Source organism: Streptomyces fagopyri (genome assembly GCF_009498275.1).
GTDB classification, from domain to species: domain Bacteria; phylum Actinomycetota; class Actinomycetes; order Streptomycetales; family Streptomycetaceae; genus Streptomyces; species Streptomyces fagopyri.
Window position 1 is genome coordinate 1,903,431 of record NZ_CP045643.1, and the last position, 20,157, is coordinate 1,923,587.

The 20,157-nt window shown below is 72.4% G+C and carries 16 protein-coding genes; 4 read left to right on the forward strand and 12 right to left on the reverse strand.

Annotated features, from left to right (window positions below; all coding sequences use genetic code 11):
- The first annotated feature begins 90 nt into the window (after positions 1–90).
- Entirely contained in the window at positions 91–1,062 is a 972-nt protein-coding gene (locus GFH48_RS08100) for an FAD-dependent oxidoreductase (RefSeq protein ID WP_228120447.1), read from the forward strand.
- Positions 1,063–1,182: 120 nt separating this feature from the next.
- On the opposite strand, the gene GFH48_RS08105 is transcribed toward GFH48_RS08100, so the two are convergent.
- Entirely contained in the window at positions 1,183–3,147 is a 1,965-nt protein-coding gene (locus GFH48_RS08105; protein WP_153287612.1) for a Xaa-Pro dipeptidyl-peptidase, read from the reverse strand.
- Positions 3,148–3,362: 215 nt separating this feature from the next.
- On the opposite strand from GFH48_RS08105, the gene GFH48_RS08110 reads away from it, so the two are divergent.
- Positions 3,363–4,862 (forward strand): M1 family metallopeptidase, encoded by a 1,500-nt coding sequence (locus GFH48_RS08110; protein WP_153287613.1) that lies wholly within the window; start codon positions 3,363–3,365, stop codon positions 4,860–4,862.
- A 205-nt stretch (positions 4,863–5,067) separates the two neighbouring features.
- On the opposite strand, the gene GFH48_RS08115 is transcribed toward GFH48_RS08110, so the two are convergent.
- From GFH48_RS08115 to GFH48_RS08130, 4 genes are all read right to left on the reverse strand, one after another.
- Positions 5,068–5,544 (reverse strand): F0F1 ATP synthase subunit B family protein, encoded by a 477-nt coding sequence (locus GFH48_RS08115; RefSeq protein ID WP_153287614.1) that lies wholly within the window; start codon positions 5,542–5,544, stop codon positions 5,068–5,070.
- 100 nt (positions 5,545–5,644) lie between these two features.
- Positions 5,645–6,124, reverse strand: coding sequence for a macro domain-containing protein (locus tag GFH48_RS08120; RefSeq protein ID WP_153287615.1), 480 nt, complete (start codon positions 6,122–6,124; stop codon positions 5,645–5,647).
- A 64-nt stretch (positions 6,125–6,188) separates the two neighbouring features.
- On the reverse strand, positions 6,189–7,658 hold the full coding sequence (locus GFH48_RS08125) for an amino acid permease (protein ID WP_153287616.1): 1,470 nt from the start codon (positions 7,656–7,658) through the stop codon (positions 6,189–6,191).
- Between the two features lie 186 nt (positions 7,659–7,844).
- Positions 7,845–9,695, reverse strand: a complete 1,851-nt coding sequence (locus GFH48_RS08130) for an AMP-dependent synthetase/ligase (RefSeq protein WP_153287617.1) — start codon at positions 9,693–9,695, stop codon at positions 7,845–7,847.
- A 197-nt stretch (positions 9,696–9,892) separates the two neighbouring features.
- On the opposite strand from GFH48_RS08130, the gene GFH48_RS08135 reads away from it, so the two are divergent.
- Entirely contained in the window at positions 9,893–10,591 is a 699-nt protein-coding gene (locus GFH48_RS08135) for a MerR family transcriptional regulator (protein ID WP_153287618.1), read from the forward strand.
- Positions 10,592–11,078: 487 nt separating this feature from the next.
- Here GFH48_RS08135 and GFH48_RS08140 read toward each other — a convergent pair whose 3' ends face one another.
- From GFH48_RS08140 to GFH48_RS08160, 5 genes are read right to left on the reverse strand one after another with little or no spacing between them, the layout of a single operon-like run.
- The gene (locus GFH48_RS08140; protein ID WP_153287619.1) at positions 11,079–13,283 is read right to left on the reverse strand and encodes a 3-hydroxyacyl-CoA dehydrogenase NAD-binding domain-containing protein; all 2,205 of its coding nucleotides are present in this window, start codon (positions 13,281–13,283) and stop codon (positions 11,079–11,081) included.
- Positions 13,284–13,330: 47 nt separating this feature from the next.
- Positions 13,331–14,545 carry an acetyl-CoA C-acetyltransferase gene (locus tag GFH48_RS08145; protein ID WP_153287620.1) on the reverse strand — a complete coding sequence of 405 codons (1,215 nt, stop codon included), beginning with the start codon at positions 14,543–14,545 and terminating at the stop codon, positions 13,331–13,333.
- Positions 14,546–14,574: 29 nt separating this feature from the next.
- A complete protein-coding gene (locus GFH48_RS08150) occupies positions 14,575–15,717 on the reverse strand; it encodes an acyl-CoA dehydrogenase family protein (RefSeq protein ID WP_153287621.1) in 1,143 nt (380 codons plus the stop codon).
- Positions 15,714–15,983: a hypothetical protein gene (locus GFH48_RS08155; protein ID WP_153287622.1), complete on the reverse strand. Its 270-nt coding sequence runs from the start codon at positions 15,981–15,983 to the stop codon at positions 15,714–15,716. The genes GFH48_RS08150 and GFH48_RS08155 overlap by 4 nt, the downstream gene beginning before the upstream one ends.
- Positions 15,983–17,134, reverse strand: coding sequence for a CaiB/BaiF CoA transferase family protein (locus tag GFH48_RS08160; protein WP_153287623.1), 1,152 nt, complete (start codon positions 17,132–17,134; stop codon positions 15,983–15,985). The genes GFH48_RS08155 and GFH48_RS08160 overlap by 1 nt, the downstream gene beginning before the upstream one ends.
- A gap of 513 nt (positions 17,135–17,647) precedes the next feature.
- On the opposite strand from GFH48_RS08160, the gene GFH48_RS08165 reads away from it, so the two are divergent.
- Positions 17,648–18,820, forward strand: coding sequence for a saccharopine dehydrogenase family protein (locus GFH48_RS08165; protein WP_153287624.1), 1,173 nt, complete (start codon positions 17,648–17,650; stop codon positions 18,818–18,820).
- Between the two features lie 305 nt (positions 18,821–19,125).
- Here the strand turns inward: GFH48_RS08165 and mmpA are convergent, their stop codons facing one another.
- Positions 19,126–19,287: a morphogenic membrane protein MmpA gene (gene mmpA, locus GFH48_RS38495; RefSeq protein ID WP_194280529.1), complete on the reverse strand. Its 162-nt coding sequence runs from the start codon at positions 19,285–19,287 to the stop codon at positions 19,126–19,128.
- Between the two features lie 82 nt (positions 19,288–19,369).
- Positions 19,370–20,110, reverse strand: a complete 741-nt coding sequence (locus GFH48_RS08170; RefSeq protein ID WP_153287625.1) for an endonuclease V — start codon at positions 20,108–20,110, stop codon at positions 19,370–19,372.
- Between the last annotated feature and the right edge of the window lie 47 nt (positions 20,111–20,157).

Consider the following 20,157-nt stretch of genomic DNA (forward strand, 5'->3'; position numbering starts at 1 on the left):
CCATCGCGTTCACGTTCGGACGCGTGCCGTGCGGGTCCCCGGGCAGGGAGTGAGGTGAGCACGGCACGACCCGTCCGCTAGCGTCCCCGCGTGGAGAACACACGGAGCGACGACGTGATCGTGGTCGGCAGCGGTGTCATCGGACTGACGACGGCCGTCGTCCTCGCCGAACGCGGCCGGCGGGTGCGGGTGTGGACGCGGGAGCCCGCCGAGCGGGCCACCTCGGCGGTCGCCGGCGCGCTGTGGTGGCCGTACCGCATCGAACCCGAGGCCCTCGCCGGCGAATGGGCTCTCCGATCACTCTCCGTGTACGAGGAGTTGGCGGAGCGGCCCGGAACGACGGGTGTACGCATGGTCGACGGCGTACTGGCCGGGTCGCGGCTGGACGAGCAGGGCCCGTGGGCGGCCAGGGTACCGGGGCTGCGGGCGGCCACGGCCGAGGAGTACGCGGGGGTCGGGCTGCGCGCGCGGCTCCCGCTGATCGACATGCCGGTGCATCTGCGGTGGCTGCGCGAGAGGTTCACGGCCGCGGGCGGGACCGTCGAGAGCCGCACGGTTACCGACCTCGCCCGGGTGACGGCGCCGGTCGTCGTCAACTGCGCGGGGCTGGGGGCGCGCGCACTGGTCCCGGATCCGGCCGTACGGCCCGTGCGCGGACAGCTCGTGATCACGGAGAACCCCGGCCTCGACTCCTGGATCGTCGCGAGCGACGCGATCGCCGGGACCAGCACATACGTCTTCCCGCAGCCGGACCGGCTGGTGCTCGGCGGGACCACCGAGGAGGACGACTGGTCGCTCACGCCCGATCCGGCGGCGGCCGCGCGGATCGTCGAGCGGTGCACCGCCCTGCGCCCCGAGATCGCGGGGGCGCGTGTCCTCGGTCATCTGGTGGGGCTGCGGCCGGTGCGCACCCCGGTGCGGCTGGAGCGCGAGGTGCGCGCCGACGGGCGGGTCGTGGTGCATCACTACGGCCATGGCGGCGCGGGGGTCACGGTGGCCTGGGGATGCGCGCGGGAGGCGGCCGCCCTCGCCGGGGGCGAGGACCCGGCCCCGGCGTGCTGAACCGCCCTCGCGCGGGCGCGCGACCGCCGGCCGTCGTTGCGGGCAATGCCCGGTGCCGGGTGCGGCCGGGGCCGTGCCGGTGGGTGACCGACACGGCTCCGGCGCGCGTGCGGGACGCCGTCAGTGGCGGTCGCCCGGGATCCGCTGGACCGTGCGCGGATCGCGTACGCCGTCGTGGACGGGCGGACTCGTGGCCGTGCCGGTCCCCGCGGTCGCCCTGCCGAAGGCCTCGGCGCCGCCGACCACCGGGACCCGGGCCGACGTACGGGAGAGGTCGAGCGTCAGGGTCGGGGTGCTCGACGGCGGGTCGATGAGATCCCGGTCGGTGCCCGCGACGACGAGCGCGAGCCGGTGGCCCGCCGGCACGACGTGGTCGGTGGCGGCCAGGTCGAGCGTGATCGTGTAGGCCTTGCCGGGGGTGAGCGGTACTCCCCTGCCCGCCGAGGCGTACGTGCCGAGGTCGGCCCAGCCCCGGCTGAGGACGGTGGCGTCGACGTCGGTCGTCGCGGCCCGGGTGACCTTGTAGCAGGAGCTGTCGCCGGTGGTGCTGGATCCCCAGCAGGTGCGGTCGGTGAGGGTGGTGATGCCCTCGCCGCCGGCGGCGTAGTCGCGGATGGTGTCGGGGCCGAGGTCGACGAGGACCGCGCTGAGGTGGGCGGTGGAGGTGGTCGGCGTGGCGGTGACCGTCACCTCGGAGGAGCCGGACAGCCGCAGGTCCCGGGTGAGCGGCTTGGTGACGAACCCGGCCTTCTCGCTGGTGGACGAGTCGATGTGGGCGGCCCAGTCGGTCTCGCTCAGTCGCGGGTCGTCGGTGAACGTCTCCGTTCCGGCGCCCTTGCGCAGTCCGAGGGTTCCGACGCCCGGCCGGGTGCCGCTGCCGGGGCGCAGGATGGCCGTCCGGGTGGAGCGGGGCGGCCAGACGGAGGTGGTGACCCACTGGTCGGGGTGGCGCTCGATGTCGGCCATGGGCGCGCGGTCGATGCCGTTGTCGTAGCCGAGCAGTTCGTGGTCGAACCAGCGGTGCAGGGTGTCGACGAAGGCGGCACGGCGGAAGTCGAAGGGGTCGACGTGACCGGTCTGGGAGAGCCAGATCTTGCGCTCGACACCGTTCTTGGCGAGGGCGCTCCACCACTGACCGAAGTTCTTGGTGCGGACGTTGAGGTCCTGCATGCCGTGCACGAGGAAGACGCTGGCCCTGACCTTGCCGGCGTCCTTCACGTAGTCGCGCTCGGTCCAGAACGGTGTCCGGTCGCCCGTGCGCGGGGCTCCCGCGACGATCTTCTGCTGCACGGCGGCGCACCTGGCCCGCGCGTCGGGGCTGTCGACGTAGTCGGAGAGCCAGTCCGGCCCCGAGTCGTAGAGCGGGGCGCCCTGGGCGAAGTAGTAGTCGTACCAGGAGGAGATGGCGCTGATCGGCACGATGGTCTCGAGGCCCTTGACGCCGGTGGCGGCGACCCCGTTGGCGATGGTGCCGTCCCAGCTCTTGCCGATCATGCCGGTGCGGCCGTTGGTCCAGGTCGCTCTGGCCCGGTCCGCGCCGGTCCGGGTGGTGTAGGCCCGGGCCCGGCCGTTCAGCCAGTCGACGACCGCCTTCGCGGACTGGATGTCGGAGCGGCCCCCGACGTCCACACAGCCGTCGGAGCGATTGGTTCCGGCCAGGTCGACGCCGACGAAGGCGTAGCCGCGGGGAACGAAGTAGTTGTCGTAGAAGAGCGGCATCTGGACGACGTCGCCGTGCGCGTCGTACGTCTTGAGCTGGCTCTCGTTGCCACGTCCGCAGCAGGAGTAGTACGGGCTGGCGTCCATGATCACGGGGACCTTGCGGCCCTGCTGGGCGGGTTCCCGGGGCCGCACGATGTCGACGGCGACGCGGTCGTTCCTGCCGTCGCCGTCGCCGTCGAGGCCGGTGTCCACCCAGACGGATTCGCGGACGGCGTTGTCGTAGGAGTAGACCGGGGTGCTCTCCCGCACGGCGGTGGCGTGCGCGGCGGCGGGGGTGAGGAAGGCGGCCATCAGGGCGGCCGTGGCCACCGTCGCCAGCGATCTCCAGGTCGTGAAGCGCCTGCGGCGCGCTGCTATCGGCATGCGCGGACGGTACCCCGGTCAACTCCTGTGCAAAAGGGGGCACTTGGACGGTCCGCGGAGGAAGGCCCGGTACGGACGGGGCGGGTGCGGCGTCCCCGCGAACGGTGTCGGCCGAATGGCGATCGTGTGACAGGGGTGGCCATGGACACGGCCGGGGTCACAGGGACTCAATAGGCTCCGAACAGACCATGTGCCCCCACGACTTGGAGCTTGACGTGCACCGCAGACTCATCGCCCCGGGCGCGCTCGCCGCCTCCCTGCTGCTGGCGATCCCGGCATCGGCGGCCGACTACACCCCCGGGGCGCCGGGCATCGGCGACCCCTACTACCCGGCCTACGGCAACGGCGGGTACGACGTCTCGCACTACGACCTCCGGCTCACCTACCGGCCGACGAACGACCAACTGGAGGGCACGGCGACCCTCCTGGCCACCACCACACAGGACCTCTCACGCTTCGACCTGGACTTCCTCCTCGATGTGAGCGAGGTACGGGTCAACGGCGCGAAGGCCTCGTTCACCACCTCGGGCCAGCACGAGCTGGAGATCACGCCGGCGGCCCCGCTGCCCAAGGGCACGCCCGTCACGGTGGTGGTCCGCTACAGCGGCGTTCCCTCCACGAAGAGCGCGTACGGCTTCTCGACCTGGCACCGTACTCCGGACGGCGCCGTCGCGGCCGACGAGCCCGAGTCGGCCTGGTGGTGGTACCCGAGCAACGACCACCCCAGCGACAAGGCGACCTACGACGTCTCGGTCTCGGTGCCGGACGGCACCCAGGCCATCTCCAACGGCACGCTCCAGTCGACGAGTTCGCAGCGCGGCTGGACCCGCTACAACTGGCGCTCGAACAAGCCGCAGGCGACCTATCTGACGACGCTCGCGATCGGCAGGTTCGACATCACCACCGGGAAGACGTCCGACGGCGTCCCGGTCGTCAACGCGTACAGCAGGGACCTCGGCGACAACGACGGGGCCGCACGGGCGAGCGTGGAGCGGACCGGGGAGATCGTCGACTGGCTGACCGGCTACTTCGGCCCGTACCCGTTCAGTTCGGTGGGGGGTTACGTCCCGAACACCACCACCGGGTACGCGCTGGAGACCCAGACACGCGTCTACTACAGCCCCCGGCAGTTCGCCAATGGCTCCAACACCTCCGTGGTCGTGCATGAGTTGGCGCACCAGTGGTACGGCGATGACGTGTCGCCGGCCGGGTGGAAGGACATCTGGATCAACGAGGGCTTCGCGCGGTACGCGCAGTGGCTCTGGTCCGAGCACGAGGGTGAGGGGACGACGCAGGAACTCGCGGACTACACGTACGCGTCGCACCCGGCGGACGACGCGTTCTGGACGGTGAAGCCCGGTGACCCCGGTCCTGACCACCAGTTCGACGCCGCCGTCTACGACCGTGGGGCGCTGGCGATCCAGGCGCTGCGCGACGAGATCGGGGACGACGCGTTCTTCACCGTGCTGAAGGGGTGGCCGAAGCAGCACCCGTACGGGAACGCCTCGGTCCAGGACTTCCGCGAGTACGCGGAGACGGTGTCCGGCCGGTCGCTCGCCGCTCTCTTCGACACCTGGCTGTTCCAGCCCTCGAAGCCGGCCGGGCCCGCGGCGCGGGACGCCTCGCTCTCGGGGGCGCGGACCGCGCAGGGCATTCCCGCGCGGCCCAGGTCGTGGAAGAAGATCGCCGCGACCGACTCCGTCCACTCCGGCTGAGCGCGCGGCCCCGGCGGGCCGCCGGGGCCCGGCGCGCTTCCTGTGCTGTCGCCCGTCCCTCCCGGGGCGGGGGGCGGCGGGCCGGCCGCTCCTTCCCGGGAAGGAGCGGCCGGCCGTTCCAGGTCGTGCAACCCGACGGGCACGAGCGACCGCGGGCAGGAACGCGGCGGGCCGGACGACCGGGCCGGCGCGGCGACGAAGGGATTCAGCCGACCTGTTCCACGGGGGCGCCGGGCCCCTCCCCCACCATGCGGCTCACCAGGTTCGAGGCCAACTCGGAGACCGATATACGCAGTTCGATCTCGGCGGCCGCGCGCTCGGCGTCGATACGGGCGCGGTCCCCGACCGGGGCGGTGTCGTGGTCGCGCTGACCGTCCTCCCGGGCCGGGGCGGTCACGACGGCAGCCGGCTCCTGGGCGCGCGACGGAATCCGGACGGCGTCGTGACGGGCCTCGGCGAGCAGCGCCTCGGTCAGGGCGCGTTCACGCTCGGCGCGGGCGCGTACGGCCTCGGACCGCTCCCCGGTGCCGCTGCTCGCGTCGTCGCGCGCCGCGAGCAGCCGGTCCACCCGGGGCCGGACACGGGCGACGAGCAGACAGACGAGGGCGAACAGCGGCAACGCGAGAAGCAGATCCCGAACCTTCGGGTCGAGCGGGCCGATCGGGTACGGGACGCGATCCATGACCGTGATGTACCCGCTCGCGCGTACGAACCAAGCCCGCGTGCGGCACAGTTGGCCGAAATCGACACCGGCCGGGCTCCACGGCCGTCCCGTCCGGCCGTCACCCGTCGTGGTCGTACACCGTCACAGCGATCCCCCGTGCCACCAGCCGCCCGGTCACGAGGGGCTCCACACGCGACCAGGTGCCGCCCGCCAGGCCGCACCCGATGCGGGGCATGTGGACGGACGCGTCGAGCTCGACCGCCCGGTCCGCGAGCCGCCCGAGCGCCCTGTCGATCGCCTCGTACCGGACGGGGACCCCCTTGCCGCCCGTCCGGATGCCCCGCTGGCCTATCAGGTTCGCGACCCACAGATATGGCTCGACCTGGACGAACCGGGCCGCGCCCAGACCGAAGTCGTTGTGCGCGCGGTCGCGGTGCCAGGCGCGGTAGGCCTTCTCCGGCTCCGGCCGGCGGCGGGAGAGCGCCTGCACGAAACCCTTTCCCCGGCCCCCGATGTCGTTGCAGACATGGGCGATCAGCTTGACACCCCGCGCCGACGGAACGGTGGCGTCACCCCGGACATATGTGATCTCCGACATGACGCCACCGTAGGGGCCGACTCTGACAACGCTCCAGGGACGGCCGCCCAACGGCGGTCGGCCGCTACCTGGTCAGGCTCTTCAGCTCCTCCTCCGCGGTCCTCGTGACGCGGCGACGGACCGCGAACCAGCCGCCGGTCAGCAGGATCGCGATCACCGGGATGAGCAGCAGGGTCTTGCGGCCGACCTCCGGGTCGTTCCACATCAGGGCGAGCACGGCCAGCAGGAAGAGGATCGTCACGGTCTCCGTGACGGGGCTGCCGGACAGGCGGAAGGACGGACGGGTGAGCAGGCCCGCCCTGGCACGGCGGACGAAGACCAGGTGGCAGATCATGATGATCACCCAGGTGCTGATGATGCCCAGGGAGGCCACGTTCAGGACGATCTCGAAGGCCTGGTCCGGCATCAGGTAGTTCAGGCCGACACCGAGCACGCACACCGCGCAGGTGAGCAGGATGCCGCCGTAGGGCACCTGACTGCGGTTCATCCGCGCGGTGAACCTGGGTGCGGAGCCCGCCGTGGCCATGGAACGCAGGATGCGGCCGGTGGAGTAGAGGCCGGAGTTCAGCGAGGACATCGCCGCGGTGAGCACGACCAGGTTCATGACGTCGCCGGCTCCGGAGACACCGATCTTCGACAGGACCGTGACGAAGGGGCTCTCGTCGGCCGAGTAGACCGAGCCGGGGAGCAGCAGCGCGAGCAGGACGACCGAGCCGACGTAGAAGAGACCGACGCGCCACATGATCGAGTTCACCGCGCGCGGGACGACCTTCTCGGGCTCGGCGGTCTCGCCCGCCGCCACACCCACCAGTTCCAGGGCCGCGTAGGCGAAGATCACGCCCTGCATCACGAGGACGACCGGCATCAGACCGTGCGGGAGGAGGCCGCCGTGGTCCGTGATGACGCTCAGGCCGGGCTTCTGGCCGTCCACGTGGTGCTGGGTGGCCAGCAGGAAGATGCCGACCAGCATGAAGGAGACCAGGGTGGCGACCTTGACGATCGCGAACCAGAACTCCATCTCGCCGAAGATCTTCACCGAGATCAGGTTGACGGCCAGGACCACCGCGAGGGCGATCAGGGCCAGCACCCACTGCGGGATGTCGGTGAAGAAGCTCCAGTAGTGCGTGTAGAGCGCGATCGCGGTGATGTCGGCGATGCCGGTCGTCGACCAGTTGAGGAAGTACATCCACCCGGCGACGTAGGCGCCCTTCTCGCCGAGGAACTCGCGTGCGTACGAGACGAAGGACCCGGAGGAGGGCCGGTAGAGCACCAGCTCGCCGAGGGCGCGCACCACGAAGAAGGCGAAGGTTCCGCAGACGAGGTACGCGATCGCCAGTGCGGGGCCCGCGTCGTGGAGGCGGCCGCCGGCACCGAGGAAGAGTCCGGTGCCGATCGCGCCTCCGATGGCGATCATGTTGACGTGGCGGGCCTTGAGGTCCTTGCTGTATCCGGCGTCGCCCGCGTCCGCGGGCCGGCGGGACGCGTCGGTGCGGGATGCGGTGGCCTTGGCCGTGTCTACGGCGTCCTTGCTCACGGGTGGATCCACTCTCTGGTGCGCCCGGCGCACTGTGCACGCGGGTCCGGACATGTCGCGGCCCGTACCTCCCCTGTCGCGGCACGGACCAAGGAGCCACCTTCCCCACGAGTCCCCGGGTACGCGATGGCACAGCTCACATCGCGTGACATCTCACATGTTGATCAACAGCGACATCACCGCAGGTCAGGAGGTGTACAGCTCCTCTATTACGTCCCCGTAGCGCTCCTGCACCACCGTGCGGCGCAGCTTCAGCGAGGGTGTGAGTTCGCCCGTCACGGGACCCCATTCCCCGTCGAGCACGCGGTAGCGCCGAATCTGCTCGGTGCGGCTCAGCCGTGTGTTCGCCTGCGCCACGGCGTGCGCGAGGGCCTCCGCCAGGTCCGCGGCATCCCCCGCCGCGGCGGGGTCCGGGACGAGCAGGGCCACCAGGTACGGCCGGCCGTCGCCGTGGACGTAGGCCTGGTCGACGGCGGGGTGTTCCTTGAGCGTGTTCTCCACGTGCGCGGGCGAGACGTTCTTGCCCGTCGAGGTCACGATCATCTCCTTCTTGCGGCCGGTCAGGCGGAGGAAGCCGTCCTCGTCGATCCGCCCGATGTCGCCGGTGGCGAACCAGCCCTCAGCGTCGCGGGCGTCCTCGACCGTGCCGTCGGCGCGCAGATAGCCGTCGAAGACGGTCGCGCCGCGCACCAGGATCTCGCCGTCCCCGGCGGTGCGCAGCTCCAGGCCGTCCAGGGGTCTGCCGACCGAGTCGCGGCGGAAGGCCGCCGGGCTGTTGGTCGTGGCGACACCCATGGTCTCGGTCAGCCCCCAGGCATCCATGATCACCAGTCCGAAGCCCGCCCAGAAGTCCGCCACGTCCGGGGGCATCGGTGCGGAGGCGCTCGCCGTCCACACCAGGCGGTCGAATCCGGCGAGGGCGAGGATCGGGTCGAGCACCCGCTCCTTCGCCGTCCGGTACGCCGCCTCCAGCCCGGCGGACGGCTTCTCGCCCCGTTCGCGGCACGCCACGTGCGCGTGGGCCGTCTCCCTGGCCGCGTCCACGGCCGCGCGCCGCTGTGCCGGGAGCGCCGCCAGCGCGGTCCGTACGGCGGCGGCGAGCTTCTCCCACACCCGCGGCACGCCGAAGAACTGTGCCGGACGCAGCTCCCGGGCGTCGGCCCCCACCCGCGCCGGATCGGGGCACAGGTACACGTGCGAGGCGCGGAACACCGGCAGGTAGATGCCGAGCATGCGCTCGGCGATGTGCGCGAAGGGGAGGTAGCAGAGATGCTCGACGTGGTCCGGGAGCTCGACCAGCCGGTTCAGCGCGTGGGCGTTCAGGAGGACGTTGCGGTGGGTGACACGTACGCCTCGGGGCTCCCCGGTGGTGCCCGAGGTGTAGACGACGGTCAGGGTGTCCGTGGCACGGGTCTCGCGCCAGGCCTTCTCGAAGAGATCCGTCCGCTCCTGGGTGCCCGCCCTCGGCAGACTCCTCTTCTCCAGCACCCCGCCGTTCTTCTCCAGGACGCCCAGATTCGCCAACGACCCGGGGAATCCGTGTCTCTTGAGGGATTCGTACGTCCGATGCGGTCCCGCCTGCGCCGCCTCGGTCACCACGAGGCGCTCCAGGCGGATACCGGGGTCCGCCAGCGATGGCTCCCAAAGGCCGAGTTCGCGGGCGCCCTCTACGATCGCGAGGCGTGAGCGGCTGTGCCGCGCGATGTGGGCGACCTGCTCGGGCGCCGCGGTGCCGTGGACGGTGACCGGGACGGCGCCCAGGTGCGTCAGGGCGAGGTCGCTGAGCCAGTGCTCGGGCCGGTTGGTCATCATCATCAGGACGTGCTCGCCGCGCTCGACGCCCAGTGCCGCGTACCCGGCGGCCAGGACGGCCGTCTCCCGGCGCACCTCGCTCCAGGTCAGCGTGGTCCAGCCGGCAGCGGCGTCGGTGCGCCAGGACAGGGCCGGGAGATCCCCGTGGTCCTCGGCGTTGCGCAACAGCAGGGCGGGGAGGGTGAGTTGGGCGGGGTCCCCGGGGAGTCGCAGGATCGTGGTCATGACCGCCTCCTGGCGCCATCGGCTCGGCATCGCACATCCCGGCCGTCCTGCCGGGACGACGGATGAACGTACGGAGCGTGCCGGTGGTTCCACGGAGCGTGTCGGGCGGGAACCGCTCAGGACGCTTTCACAACACCGGTGAGACAGCAATACTGTTGCACCTGATCGCTGCACCTCCGAAGGGGCGAGGACCTGCCATGACGACGGACACCGAGGGGCCGGCGCTCACGGTCGACGAGCTGGCCGCGCGCGCGGGCGTCACGGTCCGTACGGTCCGCTTCTACAGCACCAGGGGTCTGCTGCCGCCGCCCGTGATCGGCCCCCGCCGGGTGGGGCACTACAGCCAGGAACACCTGGCCCGGCTCGCGCTCATCGAGGAGTTGCAGCGCCAGGGCATGACCCTGGCCGCCATCGAACGCCATCTGCGGCAGCTGCCGTCCGACCTGAGCGCCCGCGATCTCGCCCTCCACCGTGCGGTGGTGGCCTCCTGGGCACCGGACGCGGCGGAGGAGGTGACGCGCGAGGAGCTGGAGCGGCGGGCGGGCCGGCCACTGGAGGAGGAGCATCTGGAGCGGCTCGTCGCGATGAACGTCGTCGAGCGGGCCGGGGAGTCCTTCCGGGTCGATCCCGGGCTGCTGGGGCTCGGCGTCCAGCTCCTCGACGTACCGCTGGCGCACGGGACGATCCTGGCGGCGCAGGGTGTCCTGCTGGAGCACTCGCGTGCCGTGGCGCACGAACTGTCCACGCTGCTGCGGGAGGCCGTGGGCCGGCACGAGTCCGCGGCGGCGGTCAGATCGCTGTCGGCGCACATGCAGCCGCTGGTGGTGCAGGCGCTGCTGACCACGTTCCAGCGTTCCCTCAAGCGGGAGCTGCGGGAGTGGCTGGAGGAGTCCTGAGCCGGCCGGGGCGGCGGGTCGGTCCCCGGACGGAAGCATGACCTGACGGGCGGGGCGGCGGGTCGGCCGCCCGGGCGGGAGGGTGACACGTCGACCGGGGGGCGGGTCAGCCCCTCAGTCGGGTGGGCGACACGTCGAGCGAGGCTGCGGGTCGGCAACTCGGCCGGGAGGGCGACCCGCCGACCGGGGGGGCGGTCAGCCCCTCAGTCGGGTGGGCGACACGTCGACCGAGGCTGCGGGTCGGCAACTCGGGCCGGAACCACGGCCCGGCGGCCCGAACAGCGAGTCGGCCCCTCTGCCGCAACCACGGCCCGGCGGCCGGCACGGCGGGTCGGCGCCTGCGCCGGGACGGCGGGTTTCACGCCTGGCGGGCGCGCCGGACCGCCCCTGCACGCACGGGGGGCATCGCCGGGGGCGGGGCCGGTTCGCCGGTCGGCGTCCGGTCCCCGCCCCGCGGAGCTGGAGCGGCGTACCGCTCAGCGGCGGGTCACCTTCCGGCGGACGACGCCGCGCCCTTCCTGTCGCTGAAACGCTCGCCCTTCGCCGCCTTGTCGACGAGCAGCGCGGGCGGGGTGAACCGCTCCCCGTAGCGCTCGGCGAGTTCCCGCGCGCGGGCCACGAATCCGGGCAGGCCGCCCTCGTAGCCGTTGATGTACTGCAGGACGCCGCCCGTCCAGCCCGGGAAACCGATGCCGAGGACGGACCCGATGTTGGCGTCCGCGACGGAGGTCAGCACGCCCTCCTCCACCAGGCGGACGGTGTCCAGCGCCTCGGAGAAGAGCATGCGCTCCTGCATGTCCCGGAACGGGATCTCGTACCCGGGCTTGGTGTAGTGCTCGCGCAGTCCCGGCCAGAGCCTGCCGCGCTTGCCGTCCTCGCCGTACTCGTAGAAGCCGCCGCCGCCGCTGCGGCCGGGGCGGCCGAACTCGTCGACCATGCGGTCGATGACCGCCTCCGCCGGGTGCGTCTGCCAGGTGCCGCCCGCCTCCTCGACGGCCTGCTTCGACTCCTTGCGGATCTTGCGCGGCAGAGTGAGCGTCAGCTCGTCCATCAAGGACAGGACCTTGGCGGGGTAGCCCGCCTGGGCGGCGGCCTGTTCGACGGAGGCGGGCTCGATGCCCTCGCCGACCATCGCGACGCCCTCGTTGATGAAGTGGCCGATGACACGGGAGGTGAAGAAGCCGCGCGAGTCGTTGACGACGATCGGGGTCTTCTTGATCTGGCGGACGAGGTCGAAGGCGCGCGCCAGTGTCTCGTCGCCGGTCCGCTCGCCCTTGATGATCTCGACGAGCGGCATCTTGTCGACGGGCGAGAAGAAGTGCAGTCCGATGAAGTCGTCCTGCCGCTCCACGCCCTCGGCGAGCACGGTGATCGGCAGGGTCGAGGTGTTGGAGCAGAGCAGCGCGTCGGGCTCGACGATGTTCTGGATCTCCTGGAACACCTTGTGCTTGAGCGAGGTGTCCTCGAAGACGGCCTCGATCACGGCGTCGCAGCCGGCCAGGTCGTTCGGGTCGGCGGTGGGGGTGATCCGGGCGAGGAGCGCGTCGGCCTGCTCCTGGGTGGTGCGGCCCCGGGACACGGCCTTGGCGCAGAGCTTCTCGGAGTAGGCCCGGCCCTTGGCCGCCGCGTCCGCGGACACGTCCTTGAGGACGACGTCGATGCCCGCCCGCGCACACGAGTAGGCGATGCCCGCGCCCATCATCCCGGCGCCCAGGACGGCGACCTTGCGGACCGGACGCGGCTCGATGCCCTGCGGTCGGTTGGCGCCGGAGTTGACGGCCTGGAGGTCGAAGAAGAACGCCTGGATCATGTTCTTCGAGGTCTGGCCCGCGGCCAGCTCGACGAAGTAGCGGGCCTCGATGGCCTGGGCCGTCTCGAAGTCCACCTGGGAGCCCTCGACGGCCGCCGCCATGATGTTGCGCGGGGCCGGGTAGGGCGCGCCGTTGGTCTGCTTGCGCAGGTTGGCCGGGAAGGCGGGCAGGTTGGCCGCGAACTTCGGGTTCGACGGGGTGCCGCCGGGGATGCGGTAGCCGGGCTTGTCCCAGGGCTGCCGCGACTCGGGGTTGGCGTCGATGAACGCGCGGGCCTTGGCCAGCAGTTCCTCCGGGGTGGCGGCCACCTCGTGGACGAGGCCGTTGTCCCGGGCGCGCGTCGCGTTGTACTGCGTGCCCTGGAGGAGGACCTTCAGCAGGGCGTCGGCGATGCCCAGCAGGCGTACGGTGCGGACGACTCCGCCGCCTCCGGGGAGCAGGCCGAGCGTGACCTCGGGGCAGCCGATCTTGGTGCCGGAGGTGTCGAGGGCGACCCGGTGGTGGCAGGCGAGGGCGAGCTCGAACCCGCCGCCGAGGGCCGCGCCGTTGATCGCGGCGACGACCGGCTTGCCGAGGGTCTCGATGCGGCGCAGGTTGCGCTTGATGGCGAGGCCGCCGTCGAAGAGGTCCTGGGCCGTCTCGGGCGTGACCCGGATCAGGTCGCGCAGGTCGCCGCCCGCGAAGAAGGTCTTCTTGGCGGAGGTGAGGATGACGCCCCGGATCGAGTCCTTCTCGGCTTCGAGCCGGTCGGTGACCGCGGCGAGGGAGGCGCGGAACGCCTCGTTCATCGTGTTGGCGGACTGGTTGGGGTCGTCGAGGACGAGGGTGACGACACCGGTCTCGTCCTGTTCCCAGCGGATGGTGGTGGGCTCAGTGCTCATCAGGGGTGCTCCGTTAGATGCGTGGGTCCGTTGATCCGTGGGAAAGGTCAGACGCGCTCGACGATGGTGGCGATGCCCATGCCGCCGCCCACGCACAGGGTGGCGAGGCCGTAGCGCTTGTCCTGGCGCTCCAGTTCGTCGACGAGGCTGCCGAGGATCATCGCGCCGGTGGCGCCGAGCGGGTGGCCGAGCGCGATCGCCCCGCCGTTGACGTTCACCTTGTCCAGGGAGAGGCCCATGTCCTTCACGAAGCGCAGGACGACCGCGGCGAAGGCCTCGTTGATCTCGACGAGGTCGATGTCGTCGATGGTCAGCCCGGCCTTGGCGAGCGCCTTGCGGGTGGCGGGCGCGGGGCCGGTGAGCATGATGGTGGGCTCGGAGCCGGAGACGGCCGCGGCGACGATCCGGGCGCGCGGGGTGAGGCCGTGACGCTCGCCGACCTCCTTCGAGCCGATGGCGACGAGGGAGGCGCCGTCGACGATGCCGGAGGAGTTGCCCGCGTGGTGGACGTGGTCGATCCGCTCGACCCAGTGGTACTTCTGCAGGGCCACGGCGTCGAAGCCGCCGAGCTCGCCGATGTCCGCGAACGACGCCTTCAGTTTGCCGAGCGAGTCGGCGGTGGTACCGGGGCGCATGTGCTCGTCGTGGTCGAGGACGACGAGCCCGCTGCGGTCCGTCACGGGGACGACGGACTTCTCGAAGCGGCCGTCCTTCCATGCGGCGGCGGCGCGCTCCTGGGACAGGGCCGCGTACTCGTCGACGTCCCGGCGTGAGAAGCCCTCGATGGTGGCGATGAGGTCGGCGCCGATGCCCTGGGGCACGAAGTTGGTGGCGATGTTGGTCATCGGGTCGGCGAACCAGGCGCCGCCGTCCGAGGCCATCGGCACCCGCGACATCGACTCGACGCCGCCCGCGAGCACCAGGTCCTCCCAGCCGGAGCGGACCTTCATCGCGGCCAGGTTGACGGCTTCCAGACCCGAGGCGCAGAAGCGGTTCTCCTGGACGCCGGCGACGGTGTCGGGCAGTCCGGCGGCGATCGCGGAGATACGGGCGATGTCGGAACCCTGGTCGCCCACGGGGCCCACGACGCCGAGCACGATGTCGTCGATCGCGGCCGGGTCGAGGCCCGGGAGGCGGCGCTGGATCTCGTGGATGAGCCCGACGACCAGGTCGATGGGCTTGGTGCCGTGCAGGGCGCCGTTCGCCTTGCCGCGGCCGCGCGGGGTGCGGATCGCGTCGTACACGTACGCTTCGGTGGTCACGTTGAGCCTTTCGGGGAGGGTGCGGAGGGTCAGCCGAGCAGGGAGCGCCCGATGATCTCCTTCATGATCTCGGTGGTCCCGCCGTAGATGGTCTGGATGCGGCCGTCGGTGAAGGCCCGGGCGACGGGGTACTCCGTCATGTAGCCGTAGCCGCCGTGCAGTTGCAGGCAGCGGTCGGCGACACGCTTCTGCAGTTCGGTGGCCCACCACTTGGCCATCGAGGCGTGCACGGCGTCGAGTTCCCCGTTCGAGTGGTCGACGATGCAGCGGTCGAGGAACGTCCGGGTGACGGCGCACTCGGTCGCCATCTCGGCTATCTCGAAGCGGATGTGCTGGAGCTTGGACAGCGGCCGTCCGAAGGCCTCGCGCTCCTTGACGTACCGCGTGGTGATGTCCAGCAGGTGTTCGGCGGCGGCGATCCCGGCGACGGCGATGCCCATGCGCTCCTGCGCGAGGTTCGTCATGAGGTGCACGAAGGCGCCGTTGAGCTCACCGAGCAGGTTCTCCCTGGGGACGCGGACGTCGTGGAAGAACAGCTCGGCCGTGTCCTGCGCCTTCTGTCCGATCTTGTCGAGATTGCGGCCACGCTCGAAGCCTTCCATGCCGCGCTCGACGACCAGCAGAGACAGGCCGTGGGCGCCGCCTTCGGGGGTCGTCCGGGCGACGACGATCACGAGGTCGGCCAGGATCCCGTTGGAGATGAAGGTCTTGGAGCCGTTGAGCAGCCAGTGGTCGCCCCGGTCCTCGGCGTGGGTCCTGATGCCCTGGAGGTCGGATCCGGCGCCGGGCTCGGTCATGGCGATCGCGGTGATCAGCGAGCCGTCGCAGAAGCCGGGCAGCCAGCGCCGCCGCTGCTCGTCGGTGCCCAGACCGGTCAGATACGGCCCGATGATGTCGTTGTGCAGGCCGAGGGCGAGCCCCGAGGCTCCCGCGCGCGTGAACTCCTCGGCGAGGACGGCGCTGTAGCGGAAGTCGGGGTTGCCGCCGCCTCCGTACTCCTCCGGTACGGCGAGTCCGAGCAGCCCCTGCGTCCCGGCCGCCCGCCAGGCCTCGCGCGAGACGATGCCGTCCTTCTCCCACTGTTCGTAGTACGGCGTCACCTCCTTGGCGAGAAAGGTGCGTACGGTCTCGCGGAACGCGTCGTGCTCGGTGCCGAAGATCTGCCGCTTCATGCGGGTCCCCTCCTGGAGTCGGCTCTTGACGGTCTCGGCCGGCCGGTCCGGTCCCGGACCCCGATCGGGATGACGTCGAGCATGTCGGCCCCGGTCTCCCGGAGTGCCTCGACACGCTCGCGTACCCGGCGGCCGGGCCCGCGCGGGGAGACCGGCGCCCGGCACACGGCCGGGACGGCGGCCTCGCCCTCCTCGATCGGGGCGGCGGCCTCGGTGACGGCCTGCCGGAGGTCGCGCGCCGGGCCGGGCGGGCGGGAGGGCTCCATCAGCCGCCGTCCTTCGCCCGGTCGTCCTCGGCCAGGTGGGGCACGTCCCAGTCGCGGGCGACGCCGGCCGCGCCCGTGCCGGGCCGGGCGGGGCCGGAACGGACGGACGTGCGGGTCACGGAGAAGCGGGGCGCGGGGGCGGGCTGGGTGATGCCGCCGTGGTCGGTGAAGGTGCCGCGGGCGGCGAGGTGGGGGTGCGCGGGAGCCTCCCGCAGCGACAGGACGGGGGCCACACACGCGTCGGAGCCGTCGAAGACCGCGGTCCACTCCTCCCGGGTACGGGTCCTGAAGCGCGCGGCGACCGTCGCGCGCAGCGCGTCCCAGCGGGCCACGTCCGTGCGGGCGCCCGCGTGCTCCTCGATGCCGAGCAGCCGCACGAACTCGTCGTAGAACCGGGCTTCGAGGGCGCCCACCGCCATGTACTTCCCGTCGGACGTCTCGTACGTCCCGTAGTACGGGCAGCCGCCATCGAGGAGGTTGGCGCCGCGCCGGTCCTGCCAGGCGCCGGCGGCGACCATGCCGTGGATCATCGAGGCGAGGTGCGCGGTGCCGTCGACGATCGCCGCGTCCACGACCTGTCCGGCGCCGGTCGCGCGGGCGTGGTGGAGCGCGGCGAGCACACCGACGACGAGGTAGAGCGAGCCGCCCGCGTAGTCCCCGACGAGGTTCGCGGGGACCGTCGGGGGCACGTCAGGACCGCCGGTCATGCCGAGGACGCCGGTCGGGGCGATGTAGGCGATGTCGTGCCCGGCGCGCTCGGCGAGCGGGCCCTCCTGGCCCCAGCCGGTCATGCGTCCGTAGACGAGGCGGGGGTTGCGCGCGTGACAGGCGCCGGGGCCGACGCCGAGGCGCTCGGCCACACCGGGGCGGAAGCCCTCGACGAGGACGTCCGCGCGCTCGGCCAGGTCGAGGACGCGGGCCGGACCGTCCTCGGACTTCAGGTCGATGACGACCGACCGCTTGTTGCGGTTGGTGACGTCGTACTCCGGATCGATCCCGAGCCCCGGGCCGCCGGGCCGGTCCACGCGGACGACGTCCGCGCCGAGGTCGGCGAGCAGCATGGCGGCGAACGGTCCGGGCCCGATGCCCGCCAGCTCGACCACGCGCACTCCGGTCAGCGGGCCGTGCGTCGTCGTCCCTGCCCCTGCCATCAAGCCCCCAGCACTGTGACACCACTGATGTGACATCAGAGATGTTAAGAACGTGTTCCACGCCGGGCAAGACCTGGCGAGCAAGCGCTTAGTTAAATCCCTGCGAGGGAATTACGGAGAGACCGTCCGTTCCCCGTCGAAGCGCCCCGGCCGCGAACGGGTCAGCGGGCCGCGTACCGAGGTCCGCGCCGAACGGCCTCGGCATCGGCCCCCGGCAGGGGTATCGGGGGTGTCCGTGTCCGGCCGGATCCGAGCGGGCCGGACACGGGGGCGCCCGGGACACTCGGCGGGACACGGGCGGGCCCGGCCGCGCGCGGCAGCGGACGGGCGGACCGGCGCGCCCGCGCGCACCGGCTCGGCACCTTCCGCGGCACGGCCACGGTCACCTCCGGCCTCTTCTTGCGACCTCGTCGTCCGGCTGCTCGTACCTCACGCTAGCCTCAGCCACCGACAACGGCGCTTCGCGCAGGGCAGCGGGGGCACCGCTCGGGAGCGGTCGAGAGTGGGAGTGTCATGAGCAGGGCAAAAGAGACGGATCGCGCGTACGACATCGTGCTCTTCGGGGCCACGGGCTTCGTCGGGGCGCTCACCGCGGAGTACCTCGCCGCGCACGCGCCCGAGGGGCTGCGCTGGGCGATCGCGGGGCGCGACCGGAAGAAGCTGGAGCGGCTGCGCGAAGGGCTCGCCGGTGCCCCCGACGTCATCCGGGCGGACACCTCCGAGCCGGCGTCGCTGCGTGAACTGGCCCACCGCGCGCGCGTGGTGGCCACCACGGTCGGACCGTACATCGTGCACGGCGAGGAGCTGGTCGCCGCCTGCGCCGACGCGGGCACCGACTATCTGGACCTCACCGGTGAACCCGAGTTCGTGGACCTGATGTACGTCCGGCACGACGCGCGCGCCCGGGAGACCGGGGCCCGGCTCGTGCACGCCTGCGGTTTCGACTCGATCCCGCACGATTTGGGAGCGTACTTCACGGTGCGGCAGCTGCCCGAGGGCGTACCGCTGAGGGTCGACGGTTTCGTACGTACGCAGGCGATGTTCTCGGGCGGAACGTTCGCCTCCGCGCTCACCCAGTTCGCGCGCGGCCGGCAGATCCTGACCGCGGCGCGGGACCGCGGGCGGCACGAGCCGCGGCTGTTGGAACGGCGTGCGTCCGCGCCGGTGGGCGCTCCCCGGTACGCCAAGGAGGTCGGCGCCTGGGCGCTTCCGCTGCCCACGATCGATCCGCAGATCGTGCGCCGTTCGGCGCGGGAACTCGGGCGGTACGGGCCCGACTTCCGCTACCGCCACTACGCGGCCGTGCAGCGGCTGCCGATCGCGGTGGGCGGGGTCGCCGCCGTCGGCGCGGTGTTCGCGGCGGCCCAGCTGCCGCCCGCGCGGCGCTGGCTGTCCGACCGGATCAAGCCGGGCGAGGGACCGAGCGCCGAACGCCGGGCCAGGAGCTGGTTCTCCGTGCGGTTCGTGGGCGAGGGCGGCGGGAAGCGGGTGTTCACCGAGGTCGCGGGCGGCGACCCCGGCTACGACGAGACCGCCAAGATGTTCGCCGAGTCCGCGCTGTCGCTCGCCTTCGACGACCTGCCGCGGACGGCGGGTCAGGTCACGACGGCGGTGGCGATGGGCGACGCGCTCATCGCACGGCTCCGCGCGGCGGGGATCACCTTCCGGGTCGCGGCCATCCGGTAGCGGCCGACGGGGCCCCGGCCCGCGCCCGGCGCGCGGGCCTTCCCCGCCGCTTCCCCTGCCGCGTGCGCCCGGGTCCCTCCCGGCCCTCGGAACCGCCCCCGTCCGTCCACAGGTCCCCTCCCCGTCACGGGCCCGCCCGGCGGACGTCCGCCGAGCCGCGTCGTGACGGACCGTCATGGGCGCCGACCTCGCGGGCCGTCACGAAGGGCTGCCCGGCGGCCCGCGCGGTCCGCGCGGTCCGCGCGGTCCGCGCGGTCCGAGCCTGCCCGGGGCTGCCCGGAGCAGCCCGGAGCAGCCCGGGGTGCCTACAGCGGCCACTCCAGCACCGTGTAGATCATTCCGCCCACCCAGCCGACCCCGGCGACGACGGAGAGGACCAGCGCGGCCGTCACGGCACGCTCGACGGGCTGGGCGGGGCCGGGGTGCGCTCGGCGGGCGGCGGGCTTCGGGGATCGGTGCGTCGGCATACGGCACAGCCTGCCGATACCCCGGCCGCCGGCACATCCGTACAAGTACTCAGAACGCGTACGCGTCAACGGCGCCGGCCTGTCAGGGCGTTGTCTCCCGAAGGGCGCGCCGGCACAGGGAGTCCGCACGCCGGGTGGTCTCCGGCAGGCGGAACTCGGGGGTGAGCGCCAGCGTGTGCGCGCACGCGTTGTCGAGGCTCACCCGGTGGCCGACCGACACGAACACCGGTTTGACGCCGTCCCGGGTGCGCAGCGCCCGTCCCACCTCGTCCGCGTCCTCGTCCGCGTCCTCGTGCGCGTCCTCGTGCGCGGCGTCGACGTCGGCGGCGGCGAGCAGGGGTGACGTACTGCCGCGCGGGGCGCCGGGCTCCTGGTACGCGAAGGTGAACGGGTTCTTGGCGACCCCGATCGTGGGGAGCCCGGTGAGCACGCCGAGGTGACTGGCGAGGCCGAAGCGGCGCGGGTGGGCGAGGCCGTAACCGTCACAGACGACGAGGCCCGGCGGGCACGGCAGCGCGTCGAGCGCGGCCAGCACCGTCGGGATCTCACGGAAGGCGAGCAGCCCGGGGACGTACGGGAAGGACACCTGTCCGACGGCGGTGGCCTCGGCGACGACCTGGAGGGACACCGCGTCGAGCACGACGGCGGCGGCCACGACGAGGTCCCGCTCGTCGTCGTAGGCCACGTCGACCCCCGTCACCGTGCCGGTGCCGGGCGGCGGACCCGGCTCGTCGAGCACCACCCGCCCGCGCAGCTCGTCCTGCGCGGCGCGGGCCTGCTCCTGCGTCGCGGGCCAACCCGCGGGATTACGTACGGTCTTCATGGTGCCGACGAGCCTACGGGGCCGTCCGGCGGGCGAGACGGGCCGCG

Coding starts and splice junctions, on each gene's coding strand:
- GFH48_RS08140 (WP_153287619.1), bottom strand. CDS start 13,283: ATGAGCACTGAGCCCACCACCATCCGCTGGGAACAGGACGAGACCGGT.
- GFH48_RS08160 (WP_153287623.1), bottom strand. CDS start 17,134: ATGGCAGGGGCAGGGACGACGACGCACGGCCCGCTGACCGGAGTGCGC.
- GFH48_RS08165 (WP_153287624.1), top strand. CDS start 17,648: ATGAGCAGGGCAAAAGAGACGGATCGCGCGTACGACATCGTGCTCTTC.
- GFH48_RS08135 (WP_153287618.1), top strand. CDS start 9,893: ATGACGACGGACACCGAGGGGCCGGCGCTCACGGTCGACGAGCTGGCC.
- GFH48_RS08120 (WP_153287615.1), bottom strand. CDS start 6,124: ATGTCGGAGATCACATATGTCCGGGGTGACGCCACCGTTCCGTCGGCG.
- GFH48_RS08130 (WP_153287617.1), bottom strand. CDS start 9,695: ATGACCACGATCCTGCGACTCCCCGGGGACCCCGCCCAACTCACCCTC.
- GFH48_RS08155 (WP_153287622.1), bottom strand. CDS start 15,983: ATGGAGCCCTCCCGCCCGCCCGGCCCGGCGCGCGACCTCCGGCAGGCC.
- GFH48_RS08170 (WP_153287625.1), bottom strand. CDS start 20,110: ATGAAGACCGTACGTAATCCCGCGGGTTGGCCCGCGACGCAGGAGCAG.
- GFH48_RS08150 (WP_153287621.1), bottom strand. CDS start 15,717: ATGAAGCGGCAGATCTTCGGCACCGAGCACGACGCGTTCCGCGAGACC.
- GFH48_RS08115 (WP_153287614.1), bottom strand. CDS start 5,544: ATGGATCGCGTCCCGTACCCGATCGGCCCGCTCGACCCGAAGGTTCGG.
- mmpA (WP_194280529.1), bottom strand. CDS start 19,287: ATGCCGACGCACCGATCCCCGAAGCCCGCCGCCCGCCGAGCGCACCCC.
- GFH48_RS08105 (WP_153287612.1), bottom strand. CDS start 3,147: ATGCCGATAGCAGCGCGCCGCAGGCGCTTCACGACCTGGAGATCGCTG.